The sequence below is a fragment of the Pararhizobium arenae genome (assembly GCF_001931685.1).
Lineage (GTDB): Bacteria > Pseudomonadota > Alphaproteobacteria > Rhizobiales > Rhizobiaceae > Pararhizobium > Pararhizobium arenae.
Genome location: NZ_MOOY01000001.1, coordinates 240,510 through 252,329, shown reverse-complemented (window position 1 = coordinate 252,329; position 11,820 = coordinate 240,510). Strand labels below are relative to the sequence as shown.

General features: G+C 60.4%; 8 protein-coding genes. 4 read left to right on the top strand and 4 right to left on the bottom strand.

Annotation, left to right across the window (positions count from 1 at the left end; all coding sequences use genetic code 11):
* Positions 1 to 166 precede the first annotated feature (166 nt).
* The 4 genes from BLX89_RS01300 to BLX89_RS01285 all read left to right on the top strand — a co-directional run bounded on the left by BLX89_RS01300 (position 167) and on the right by BLX89_RS01285 (position 4,425).
* Entirely contained in the window at positions 167 to 1,192 is a 1,026-nt protein-coding gene (locus tag BLX89_RS01300) for an amino acid ABC transporter substrate-binding protein (protein ID WP_075288842.1), read from the top strand.
* A 97-nt stretch (positions 1,193 to 1,289) separates the two neighbouring features.
* Positions 1,290 to 2,483 carry an amino acid ABC transporter permease gene (locus tag BLX89_RS01295; RefSeq protein ID WP_075288841.1) on the top strand — a complete coding sequence of 398 codons (1,194 nt, stop codon included), beginning with the start codon at positions 1,290 to 1,292 and terminating at the stop codon, positions 2,481 to 2,483.
* Positions 2,484 to 2,486: 3 nt separating this feature from the next.
* A complete protein-coding gene (locus BLX89_RS01290; protein WP_075288840.1) occupies positions 2,487 to 3,638 on the top strand; it encodes an amino acid ABC transporter permease in 1,152 nt (383 codons plus the stop codon).
* 13 nt (positions 3,639 to 3,651) lie between these two features.
* Complete coding sequence (locus BLX89_RS01285; protein WP_075288839.1) at positions 3,652 to 4,425, top strand: amino acid ABC transporter ATP-binding protein; 774 nt, start codon at positions 3,652 to 3,654, stop codon at positions 4,423 to 4,425.
* Between the two features lie 129 nt (positions 4,426 to 4,554).
* Here the strand turns inward: BLX89_RS01285 and BLX89_RS01280 are convergent, their stop codons facing one another.
* From BLX89_RS01280 to BLX89_RS01265, 4 genes are read right to left on the bottom strand one after another with little or no spacing between them, the layout of a single operon-like run.
* Positions 4,555 to 6,114, bottom strand: a complete 1,560-nt coding sequence (locus BLX89_RS01280) for a caspase family protein (RefSeq protein ID WP_075288838.1) — start codon at positions 6,112 to 6,114, stop codon at positions 4,555 to 4,557.
* Between the two features lie 2 nt (positions 6,115 to 6,116).
* A complete protein-coding gene (locus BLX89_RS01275; protein WP_158025925.1) occupies positions 6,117 to 7,643 on the bottom strand; it encodes a caspase family protein in 1,527 nt (508 codons plus the stop codon).
* A 2-nt stretch (positions 7,644 to 7,645) separates the two neighbouring features.
* Positions 7,646 to 8,542 carry an OmpA family protein gene (locus BLX89_RS01270; protein ID WP_075288836.1) on the bottom strand — a complete coding sequence of 299 codons (897 nt, stop codon included), beginning with the start codon at positions 8,540 to 8,542 and terminating at the stop codon, positions 7,646 to 7,648.
* Positions 8,543 to 8,553: 11 nt separating this feature from the next.
* Complete coding sequence (locus BLX89_RS01265; RefSeq protein ID WP_075288835.1) at positions 8,554 to 11,814, bottom strand: c-type cytochrome; 3,261 nt, start codon at positions 11,812 to 11,814, stop codon at positions 8,554 to 8,556.
* Positions 11,815 to 11,820 lie beyond the last annotated feature (6 nt).

Below are 11,820 nucleotides of genomic sequence, written 5' to 3'. Positions count from 1 at the left end.
TCTTGTTCGCTTCCGGCCCAAAAAATCGGCAGGATGTCTTGACCCTGCGGACATTTAAGCATGAGATAGCTGGTACTCGCGCCAGGAGGGTGGCGGGGGCTGCAGCCGTCTTCTACGGGTCGGACGGCGCAGGACGGAGAACGACAACTTAAAAAGGTTATAAAAAATGGGAAAAAGAATCCTGACGGCGCTGATCGGCGCTGCCGTGATGGGGATTGGCACTCAGGCTGCCTCGGGCGCGACGCTTGATGACGTAAAGGCCAAGGGTTTCGTTCAGTGCGGCGTCAACACGGGTCTCGCAGGCTTCGCCTCTCCGGACGCTTCGGGTAACTGGAGCGGCTTCGACGTCGATTATTGCAAGGCTATCGCTGCCGCCATCTTCGGTGACGCAACCAAGGTCAAGTACACGCCGACCTCGGCGAAGGATCGCTTCCCGGCCCTGCAGTCCGGCGAAGTCGATGTCCTCGCCCGCAACACGACCTGGACCATCAACCGCGACACCGCTCTCGGCTTCAACTTCCGCGCCGTCAACTACTACGACGGTCAGGGCTTCATGGTTCGCAAGGGCCTGAACGTGAAGTCGGCTCTCGAGCTCTCCGGCGCTGCCGTCTGCGTACAGACCGGCACCACCACCGAGCTGAACCTCGCCGACTACTTCAAAGCCAACAACATGCAGTACAACCCGGTCGTCTTCGAAAAGCTCGAAGAAGTCAACGCCGCCTACGACGCCGGTCGTTGCGACGTCTACACCACCGACCAGTCGGGCCTGTATTCGCTGCGTCTGACGCTTTCGGCTCCGGACGATCACATCATCCTGCCGGAAATCATCTCCAAGGAGCCGCTCGGCCCGGCCGTTCGCCAGGGCGACGATCAGTGGTTCGATATCGTCAGCTGGGTTCACTACGCCCTGGTCAACGCTGAAGACTTCGGTATCACCCAGGCCAACGTCGAAGAGATGAAGAAGTCTCCGAACCCGGACGTCCAGCGCTTCCTCGGCGTTGAAGCCGACACCAAGATCGGTACCGATCTCGGCCTCGAAAACGACTGGGCCGTCAAGGTCATCACCGCCGTCGGCAACTACGGCGAAGTCTTCGACCGCAACATCGGTGCCGGCAGCCCGCTGAAGATCGAGCGCGGCCTCAATGCTCTGTGGAGCAAGGGCGGCATCCAGTACGCCCCTCCGGTTCGCTGATCCGGCCGAAACGATATCGAAAAGCGGCTTCGGCCGCTTTTCTTCTCCCAATAAGAATGATCGTCCATAAGGGCGGCTCGGGGATATGAGGCTCTGAATGACAGTTGACGCCATGAATCCGTCCGGCAAAAGCCGGTCGACAGGCTCCCTATTAAACGACCCGAATGTCAGGGGTATCGCCTACCAAATCCTGACGATGGTACTGCTGGTCCTGTTCATCTATTGGGTGAGCGCCAACACCATCGAAAATCTGAAGCGCGCCAATATCGCCTCCGGCTACGGCTTTCTCAACGGTCGCGCCGGTTTCGACCTGGGGCAATCGCTGGTGCCGTATACGAGCGATTCCACCTACGGCCGCGCACTCTATGTCGGTTTTCTCAACACGCTTCTCGTCGCCGTCACGGGGATCATTACCGCGACGATCATCGGCTTCATCGTCGGCATCGGCCGGCTTTCCAACAACTGGCTGATCGCAAAACTGTCGCTGGTGTACGTGGAAGTGTTCCGCAACATCCCGCCCTTGCTCGTCATCTTCTTCTGGTACAGCGGCGTTCTGGCCGTTCTCCCGCAGCCGCGCGAATCGCTTGCGCTGCCGTTCGATATGTACGTGAACAATCGCGGCCTCGCCTTCCCGAAGCCGGTTTTTGACGCTGGCTCCCAGTTCATCTTCTACGCTCTTGTCATCGGTATCGTGGCGGCGTTCCTCGTCAGCCGCTACGCAAACCGGCGTCAGATGGCGACCGGAGAACGTTTGCCCGTGCTCTGGGTAAACCTGGCCCTGATCTTCGGCTTGCCGCTTTTGGCTTATCTCGCAACAGGCATGCCGATTTCCTTCGACATACCGGTTGCGGGCAAGTTCAACCTGACGGGCGGCAGCGTTGTCGGCCCTGAATTCCTGTCGCTGTTCCTGGCACTTTCGTTCTACACCGCATCCTTTATTGCGGAGATCGTGCGCGCCGGCATCCGCGGCGTCAGCAAGGGGCAGACGGAAGCTGCCGGTGCGCTGGGCATTCGCCCTGGCCTCACCACCCGTCTCGTGATCGTTCCGCAGGCCATGCGGATCATCATCCCGCCGCTGACCAGTCAGTATCTCAATCTCACCAAGAACTCTTCGCTTGCCATCGCGATCGGCTACGCCGATCTCGTCGCCGTCGGCGGAACGATCCTCAACCAGACGGGCCAATCCGTCGAGGTCGTCAGTATCTGGCTGATCGTCTACCTGTCTCTCAGCCTGATCACATCCGTCTTCATGAACTGGTTCAACGCCAGAATGGCACTGGTGGAGCGCTAAGAGATGACATCACAAAGTTACATCCGCAGCGAAATGCTCGGTCCCACATCGCCTCCGATCAGCGAATCCGGAGCGTTCTTCTGGCTGAAGCAAAATCTCTTCGCTACACCCAAGGACACGGTCCTGACCCTGATAGGTCTTCTTGCTCTCGGCTGGTTCCTGCCGCCGATGATCAACTGGCTGTTCATTGATGCCGCCTGGACGGGCGGCGGACGTGGCGTCTGCGCCACCGTCGCGCAGGGTGGCTCCCAGCCGGAAGGCTGGAGCGGTGCCTGCTGGGCCTTCGTTGGCGCCAAGCTCGATCAGTTCGCGTTCGGCCGCTATCCGGTCGATGAGAGATGGCGGCCCATGCTGGTCGCGGTCCTCTTCGTGCTCCTGCTCGCCCCGATGCTGATCCCTAAGGTGCCCTACAAGGGTATCAACGCCATCCTGCTCTTCCTGGTGCTGCCTGTCGTCTCCTTCTTCCTTTTGGTTGGCGGCGTGTTCGGTCTGGAGCATGTGGAAACGGCGCTCTGGGGCGGCCTGATGGTCACGCTCATCCTGTCCTTCGTCGGCATCGTCGTCTCGCTGCCGCTTGGCATCCTGCTGGCGCTCGGCAGGCGATCCAAGATGCCGGTCATCCGGATTCTCTGCACCGCCTTCATTGAAATCGTGCGCGGTATTCCGTTGATCACGGTTCTGTTCATGGCAAGCGTGATGCTGCCGCTGTTCATGCCGCCGGGCATGACTGTCGACAAGTTCCTGCGTGCCCTGATCGGCGTCTCGCTCTTTGCTTCCGCGTATATGGCGGAAGTGGTGCGCGGCGGTCTGCAGGCGATCCCGAAAGGGCAGTCTGAAGGCGCGGACTCCCTCGGCCTCAGCTACTGGCAGAAGATGCGCCTCATCGTTCTGCCGCAGGCGCTGAAGCTGGTCATTCCCGGAATCGTCAACACCTTCATCGGCATGTTCAAGGATACGTCTCTTGTCTCGATCATCTCGATGTTCGACCTTCTCGGCATCGTTCGCCTCAACTTCTCGGATGCGAACTGGGCGTCTCCCGTCACGCCGTTGACTGGACTTGTCTTTGCCGGCTTCATATTCTGGCTTTTCTGCTTCGGCATGTCGCGCTATTCCGGTTTCATGGAACGTGTGCTTGACCGTGGCCACAAACAATAACAGGGGGAATGACATGGCGAACGAAGCCATCCAGAAACTGCAGGTCTCGGCCACCGACGTCGCAGTCGAAATCATCGGCATGAACAAATGGTACGGTGATTTCCACGTTCTGCGGGATATCAATCTCAAGGTGATGAAAGGCGAGCGCATCGTCATCGCCGGTCCTTCCGGTTCCGGCAAATCGACGATGATCCGCTGCATCAACCGGCTGGAGGAGCACCAGAAGGGCCAGATCATCGTTGACGGCATCGAGCTGACCAACGACCTGAAGAAGATCGACGAAGTGCGCCGGGAAGTCGGCATGGTGTTCCAGCACTTCAACCTCTTCCCGCACCTGACGATCCTCGAAAACTGCACGCTCGCCCCGATATGGGTGCGCAAGATGCCGAAGAAGGAAGCCGAAGAGGTAGCGATGCACTACCTCAAGCGCGTCAAGATACCGGAACAGGCAAACAAGTATCCGGGCCAGCTTTCCGGTGGCCAGCAGCAGCGCGTGGCGATCGCCCGCTCGCTGTGCATGAAGCCAAAGATCATGCTGTTTGACGAGCCGACCTCGGCACTCGACCCGGAAATGGTCAAGGAAGTGCTGGATACGATGGTATCGCTCGCCGAAGAAGGCATGACAATGCTCTGCGTCACCCACGAAATGGGCTTTGCGCGTCAGGTGGCGAACCGGGTCATCTTCATGGACCAAGGCCAGATCGTCGAACAGAACTCGCCTGCCGAATTCTTCGACAATCCGCAGCACGATCGCACCAAGCTGTTCCTCAGCCAGATCCTGCACTGAGACCAAACGCTCGGTTAAAATCACAGCGACAGGCCCCGCGCACCTTGGCGGGGCCTGTTTGCATTCGGCGACAAGGAACAGCGGGCAATTGGCGGAGAAGCGGGCGACGCAGCGACAGAGGGCGGCCGGTCAGCGGATGCGATATCTCAACGTGCCCGCATACCAGAGCGTGCCTCGGTTCTCCGCATCGCCGGTCCAAACCTTCCTCAACCGCGCCACGATCTCGCTCAACGCTTCTCGTGCCTTTATCGGGTCAGAAAGCCCCTGCTCCTTGGGCGCGAGAGGCGTCAGATCGACATCATCTCCGACGACAATCGCAACGAGCATGTTCTCGCCTTCGCCTTCCGCCTCGAAATCGAAGCCGTAGTACGCGTCCGGTATCGTCAGGGGCTGCCCCGCGGTCAGAGGTGTGATCTTCCGGGCCAGGGTATTCGGGAAGATCTGCGTTGCCATGCCCTTCCCGTCGACATCCAACAGAACGAGTTGGCCGTCATGGCGGCTTGTCACGGAGATCGTGAAAGCCTCACCCGATTGGAGTTCCGGACCCGGCTGGAGACTGATGGCGACGTCGCCTCTATTCTCCCGGCCCAGGATATCGCCGATATTCGAAAGCGGATCGGCAGCAACATAGACCGGTGCCACAACCGCCTCCGTCTTCACGTCCTCGTAAACACGACCCTCATCCGGTTCGGTCTCCTCCCGATTGATGTCCGGCTGCGCGGGCGTTTCGATGACGGATTCAGGCTTCACGACGGCCGCCCCCAGCACCTGCGGTGTCGTCTCAAGCTGCGGATCGATATCGTCACAAGCGTCCTGCGTCTGGCAATAGGCCTTGGACTGGCTGGTTACATACTCAAGAAGCTCGGCATTGCTGATCAGACCGTTTGCGTTACCATCCGAGGTCTCAGGGCGATATCCCTCGATGAAAGCCGCGGTGAAAACGCCGTGCCGATCTTCGATCGGAAGCCTCACATCATCCCAGGCGACCTGATAAGGTGCTGCGGCACTCCAGACCGTTACACCCGCCTCAGCCAGCGGTTCCGGCTTATCGATGACGCCGAGATCGATGCGCAGGCCGCGTGTCGCGGGCTTGCGTGCTGGCGCAAACGGCCGCGGCAGATAGCGTGTGCCCTTTACCCCCGAGGCTGCCTGTGGCGAGAGCGAACGGGAGATGGTGCCGGAGTGGCAGGCATCGATGACCAGTGTAACCGCCCTGCCCTTCATCTCGGCGATGAGGGGTTCCAGTTCGTCGTCAAGAATGACATTCGTCCAGTCATCATCGCCAGCCTTGAGATCGTAGGTCGAGATGGCCTCGTCCATCCCGTCCTCTTCGTCGCCGCTTTCATCCTTCACCTGAAGCCCATGGCCGGAGAAATAGAGGAAAACGCGGTCGCCGGCTTGTGTGCCGTCGATCAGCCACTCCCGTATGGAAGACAGCATCTCGGTCTTCGTGGCCTGCTGATCCGTCAGGAGACGTATGCCGCCCGGCTTGAAGCCGAGGGTCCCGGTCAGGAGGGCGGAGACGGCTCTGACGTCATTTTTCGGCCCGTGAAGAAACATTTCTTCCAGCAGATTTTCATATGTTCCGATACCAATGACCAAGGCGCGATCCGCGGCCACCGCGGGAACCGTGCAACAGAGACCGGCCGAGAAGCCGAGTGTCATCGCGAGGCACCGGATCAAGCCCATCGTCACACCCTCTCCCTCGTATAGAGCGGCTGGATCGCGACAGCGGCTTCCTTGCCGTCGAGCCGAGAAAGAAGGAGTTGCAGCAGGCTTTCCGCATCGACTTTATTTTGCGCCAGAAGCGCCGCAATCGCATCGATCGGCTCGTTGGTCGAGATCACCACGAGATGATCGGCGCCAAACGGTTCCACGACCTCCAGATCAGTCAGCTTGAAGACGTGGCTTTCGGTGCCCTCCTGCTGCACGTCGAGCAGTTGCACCTCGCCGGTATTCGCGAGATTGAAGACCACCGTATTACGATAGCGGCTCGCCGGTGCTTCGAAGGCGATCCGGTCGCCTTTCGCGTAGATATCCTTTGATGGGGCGAGCGAAACCTCGCCCGGATTGCGGCTCGCGAGCACCTTCAGAAAGTCGAGCAGCACGAACTTGTCGACCACACCCTGCAGGGTGTCGGGATCGACATTCTCGCCGGCCACATCTCCGTTGGGCGTGAAGAAAACGCCGCTCGCGGCGTCCCAGCGATAAGGCACGCCGGTACCGCCGACGTGCTGCAGCGATACATCCGCACCGCCGACATCGAGCGCCAACCGGTTCTGCCAGCCGAGTTCGGCAGCCGTCTTGCCCGCCTGCTCTTCGGTCATTGCGGCCCCATCCGGGCCGATCGGCAACAACACCTCTTCGGCCGAACGCGCGAGTTGCGGCATGAAATTCGGCACCTGCAGCGCTTCCGACTGATGCTTGACGTTGGCGAACACGTAGTCTTCAAGCTCGATCCGCGAAATCCTTCCGTCCCCGTTGCGATCCGCCGCACCTTCGACAGCGCGCGCGAAACTCCAGCTCAGGGCGCCCCGCGGTTCGCCTTCGATAATTACCTCGGGTGAAGGCTGGCTTTCGAGTGATGCGGCCAACACCGTCACCTCCCGGAAATTCACTTCCCGGATCGCAGCACCACTGGATGCTTCCTGTGACGGTGGGGCGAGCTTGACGGTGACCGCAGACGCAAGCCGCGTCTTGCCGGTCACCGACCGGCTCATCCCGCCGGAGTGGCAGCTGTCGGAGACGAAAAGCACACGAACACCCTTGGCCTCCGCCTCGGAGAACCAGGCATTCAGCTCATTGTCGACGATAATCTCTTGCTCGGTTTCCTGTGCCCGCGCGCGGTCGAAACCGGGAAGCTGCAAAAATTCATCCAGCCCGTCTTCCTCGTCGCCTGCCACCAGCTCCGGCATCTGGGAGCCGTGGCCGGCATAGGTGAGGATGATCGTATCACCCGTCGCAGAAGCAGCGACCAGCCCGGTCCAGGCTGCGCGGATATCGTCCTTGCGCGCTTGTGCGTCGTAAAACGTCACGATCTCACGGACCCCGGCCCCCTGAAGCGCCGTTGCCACATCGCGAGCGTCTTTCACCGCGCCTTCAAGGCTCACCTCATGCGGATACGCATCCACGCCGATGACAAGGGCGCGGGTGGCGGCAAGCGCCGGATGATAGACAGTGGCGGCAAGGAAGGCCGTCAGCAAAGCGCGACGCAGCATCGTCATGGCTCCAGATCGACTTCAACGCGGCGGTTCAGCTGGTTCAGCATCTCTTCGTCATAGGCACTGGCGTCATCCGGTTTGAAAGGCTCATCCTCGCCCTTGCCCACCACCTGCCACTGACCCGGATAGCCCTCCGCGACCAGGTAGCTCGCGAGTGCTTCCGCCCGCGCCACCGACAGCGCGCGATTATTGGCGGACGAGCCGATCGTATCCGTATGGCCGATCAGCGTGATCGCCTTGGGCTTTACCGATTTCAGGCATTCGGAGAGGTCTTTGGCAGACTCGATCCCTTGCGGCGTGAACTCCGCCGTACCGAAAACATACCGCACCGGTGTCGCCTTCTTTTTGAGGGCAACCCCGCGAAAATTCACTTTGCAGGCACCGCGCATTGCAAGCTTCACCGGTTCCGGCGCCGCAAGCCGCATCTCTGTCGCCATTCGGTCCAGCCGGGCGATATAGGCGGCATCCGGCGCCATCCAGTCAGGCGTCAGCGTTCGGTTGTCGCTGTCCTCGAGTGCCATCTGGTAGTATCGCGCCGCCGCCGCATAATCCTTTCGGTCGCGATTGATGTCGCCGAGCGCATCCAGCACCTGCCAAGGGGCCGCCGTCTCCTTGATCAGGGAATGGAGCTCGCTTTCGAAGCCGGCCAGATTTGCGCCTGCGCCGACCGCTGCAACGATGCGGTTGAAGGTCGAAAGCGCCGCGATCCGGTCAATCAGGGCCGCTTCGTCCGGGCTGCACCCGCTTCTGTCGCGGTCCTGTGCAATCCGCCTGGCCAGCGTCTCGTTCCCCGCATTGGTCGCCTCCGCAATCTCCGTCAATGCGGGACACGCGGCATGCGCGGCAGCGGCTGGAAGCGTGAACAAAAGAGCAAGACCGATAAGCTTGAGCGTCATGCGCTTTCCCTCTAGGGCCTGATCTCGAAGGTTACGACCTGCAATCCACTGGCGCCATGATCATCCTCGGCCTTCTTGGCGAGATTGATCGCAAGACCCCGCGTCGGCGGCAGGTGGGATTGGGCGACGATCTGACGGGCTCGATCCGCCGTCAGCTTCTGGTCTCCCAACCCACCGGCACGACAAAATGCCACCATCGTTTCGGCGGGCGCCGGCGTATCGAAGGTGAGATTGCCGGTACCGGTCTGCGGAATGAGGCGACGTTCGCCCGGCTGAAGCGTCGTGTTGCCGATCATCGCATCGGGAATAACCTCGACATTGCCGGTCTCTTCCACGTAGAGCACCTGCAGTTCGCAGGTTTTGTTGGAGCTCAGCTCGAAGGAAAGGTGGTCCCCGACTTTCGCCGTTGTCGAAGCGACGTGCAACGCCAGCTCCAGCTTGTCTTCCTTCTTCGTCTCTTCCTGCCGGTATTCCGGGATTGCCGCGGCAAGCGTTTGCTGCTGGACCGTCGCCTGCGTGGTCACCGCCTGGGGGCTTGCCGCAAGCAGATAGCCATCGGAGAAGTTCACCGTCGTCGTATCCAGCGGCTTGAGCTGCATGAGCGGGTGCAGCAGGTTTGCATACTGCTGCTCCAGCTCCGCCCTCGGGATCGTTCCGCCCGCTTCGGCGGTCGTTACCCAATCCAACGCCAGCCGCAACGTGTCATTGTCCGTCACCTGCTGCACAGCGCGGGAAAACTCCTGCGGCGTCATGTCGAATTCGGAAGCGAGCGCTTCGAAATCGAGCTCATCTTCATATTTGTCGGCGAAATAGGTGACGAGTTCGGCGGCGCCCGGCGCCATCATGCTCTCGGCACCGCCATCCGGCGTTGGCTGGGTTACGCCGAGTTTCACAAGGGCATCGACAAAACGCCGGCGATCCTTGTCATAGGCCGCGTCCAGATTTTCCTGACTGACATAAAGCTTCAGCAACAGGTCCTTCTGGTCGCGATCGAAGAGCGTCGATGTCTGGATGTGCTCGCGCAACTGATCGCGCTTGGAAAGAATGCCATTCGCATGGCAATCGAAGCAGGATCGCGCGTTGACGATCTCGACACCCTTGCCGATCGGTCTCTTGCGGAAGGAAACGATGCTCGTCGGGCCGACATCGAGCTGTTTGCCGTCAGCCGTCGACAGATAGTAGCCCTGCAACCCGTTCGGCAGCGAGAAGATCATCTCGCCTCCGTCATGCTCGAAGGGCTGCAATCCGGTCTCGAGCGGTGCGATTTCCTTCGGTCCGTGCGGGAAACGCTTCAACACCTGATGACCGACGTCCCCTCCGAAATCGTAGGATTTCCAGTAATACCCGCCAAAGGGCATTTCATGCCGCTCCAGCATGCGGTTATGATCGGAAACACCGGAAGAACCATCGGCAAAGCCGGCTCTCAGAACATTGGCCCGCCTTATGTTGTCATCGACATCGATCTTGAACCGGCTTTCCAGTTCGCGAATGTGTGGCGGCAGCTTCATCAGCTGGTTGTAGATCCTGGGCTTTGCCGCATTGGCCATGAACCAGTCGATGCGCATGATCGGCAGGACACTGTCCGTCTCTTTGGCAAGGGCCAGCAGCGAGGCATCGCTTGCCGGATCGACGCCGTAGAAATAGTCCTTCACCAGAAACTTGTAATCGTCGCCGGACCACTGGAGGTCGCGCAGATCAACCCGGACCAGAAGGCCGTTGGTCCCCGCGACCTCGTGCGGCAGCACCAGCGTCGGGCCGTAAGACAAGGAATTCAGCAGCTTCTTGAAGCCGCCCGCCAGGGTCGGCATGCGTTTCATGAAGGTCTTGTCGTCCTCGCAGCCCATCATGCCGTTGTACTGGTTGCGATAGGAGAAATAGCGAACGAACTGGCGATCCAGAGGATTGACGGTCGAGATATCCTTCAATGCCGCTTCGATGAAGTCGCCATAGGCAAGCATGGGTCGGGTGCGTGCCGGCTTGGCTGCTGCCGCTTGCGGCAGGTTTGAGCGGGTAAGCGAGTTGATCCAGTCGCCCAGCGCCTTCACCTCCTCCTCGCTCGGGCGCTTGCCGAGCGGCATGCGACCGCTGGTGACGGAGGTAAACAGGCGCGACTTGGCGGCATCGCCCGGGACGACAAAAGTTGCATCGGCGGAAATCGACGTGAGGTCCCCGGCGGGATAGCTGCCCTGCGCACTTTCGCCCGGACCATGACAGTTGCGGCAATATTTGCCGATGAAAGCATCCGCGGCCGAAGCCAGCGCCGCATTGTCGCCTTCGAGTGCGGCCGCAGGCGTTGCCTCCTTGCAGACAGCCGTAGCCGATTGCTGGACGGGCGATGGCGGCTTCACCTCCCGGTCGGCAAGAAAGGCGTATATGGCGGTGCGATCCGCTTCATTGAGTGCAGCAAGTCCGTGGGCAAGACGGCGCTTGACAGGGTCTGTCAACGGCGAGCCGGAAAGCTTCTTGCCCTCCTCGATCAGGCCGACGGTAAAGACGTCCGGCGAGGCGAGACCTGCCATGCGGGCCTTGGTGATATCCGGCGCCACGGCACCGGTCAGCCCTTTTTCACCCTCATAGGCACGCTCCATGTCCAGCCCGTAGGTCGTGGTCCTCGGCGTGTGGCATTCGCCGCAGCCACCGACGTTTTCCACCAGATAGCGCCCGCGCTCCATCTGGCTTTCGGCGCGCGATTGGTATTCCGCCACGTTGAAATGGCTGCGTTTCCAGAGCGTGATGGTAGTTTGCCGGCTAAAGGGAAAGGAAATCTCGTGTTCTTTCGACGCGGCATCAGAGCCTTCCAACGTGTCGATATAGGCTTTTATGTCGAGCACGTCCTCGGGCTTCATGCCGCCGTAGGAGGTATACGGCATGACCGGGTAGAGATTGTTGCCCTCCTCGTCCTCACCGATCATGACGGCATTGAGAAAACGGGCGTTGGACCATCCGCCGATACCATTGGGATGGGGCGAGATATTCGGCGCGAAGAAGGTGCCGATCGCGGTCTGCATCTCCATTCCGCCGGAAAGCAGTTCGGTATTCTCCCCGGCCCCATGGCAGGCCCCGCAGCCGGCGGCGTTGAAGAGATACTTGCCGTTTTCGACATTCGCCGCGTAGCCGGCATAAGCATCATCGGCATAGCGGTCGCGCGCCGAAGCCTGCTGCGGACAGAGAAGGCTCGCGCCTAATATCAGGGCGAGACAGATTGCGGCTGAAAATTGCGACACGATTGCGCGTTTGCCTCCCGGGGTCGCCTCATGGCCGATGTCATTCATCGCATC

Excerpts from the sequence above, each read along its gene's own strand:
- BLX89_RS01300 (WP_075288842.1), top strand. The coding sequence starts at position 167 with ATGGGAAAAAGAATCCTGACGGCGCTGATCGGCGCTGCCGTGATGGGG.
- BLX89_RS01295 (WP_075288841.1), top strand. The coding sequence starts at position 1,290 with ATGACAGTTGACGCCATGAATCCGTCCGGCAAAAGCCGGTCGACAGGC.
- BLX89_RS01290 (WP_075288840.1), top strand. The coding sequence starts at position 2,487 with ATGACATCACAAAGTTACATCCGCAGCGAAATGCTCGGTCCCACATCG.
- BLX89_RS01285 (WP_075288839.1), top strand. The coding sequence starts at position 3,652 with ATGGCGAACGAAGCCATCCAGAAACTGCAGGTCTCGGCCACCGACGTC.
- BLX89_RS01280 (WP_075288838.1), bottom strand. The coding sequence starts at position 6,114 with ATGGGCTTGATCCGGTGCCTCGCGATGACACTCGGCTTCTCGGCCGGT.
- BLX89_RS01275 (WP_158025925.1), bottom strand. The coding sequence starts at position 7,643 with ATGCTGCGTCGCGCTTTGCTGACGGCCTTCCTTGCCGCCACTGTCTAT.
- BLX89_RS01270 (WP_075288836.1), bottom strand. The coding sequence starts at position 8,542 with ATGACGCTCAAGCTTATCGGTCTTGCTCTTTTGTTCACGCTTCCAGCC.
- BLX89_RS01265 (WP_075288835.1), bottom strand. The coding sequence starts at position 11,814 with ATGAATGACATCGGCCATGAGGCGACCCCGGGAGGCAAACGCGCAATC.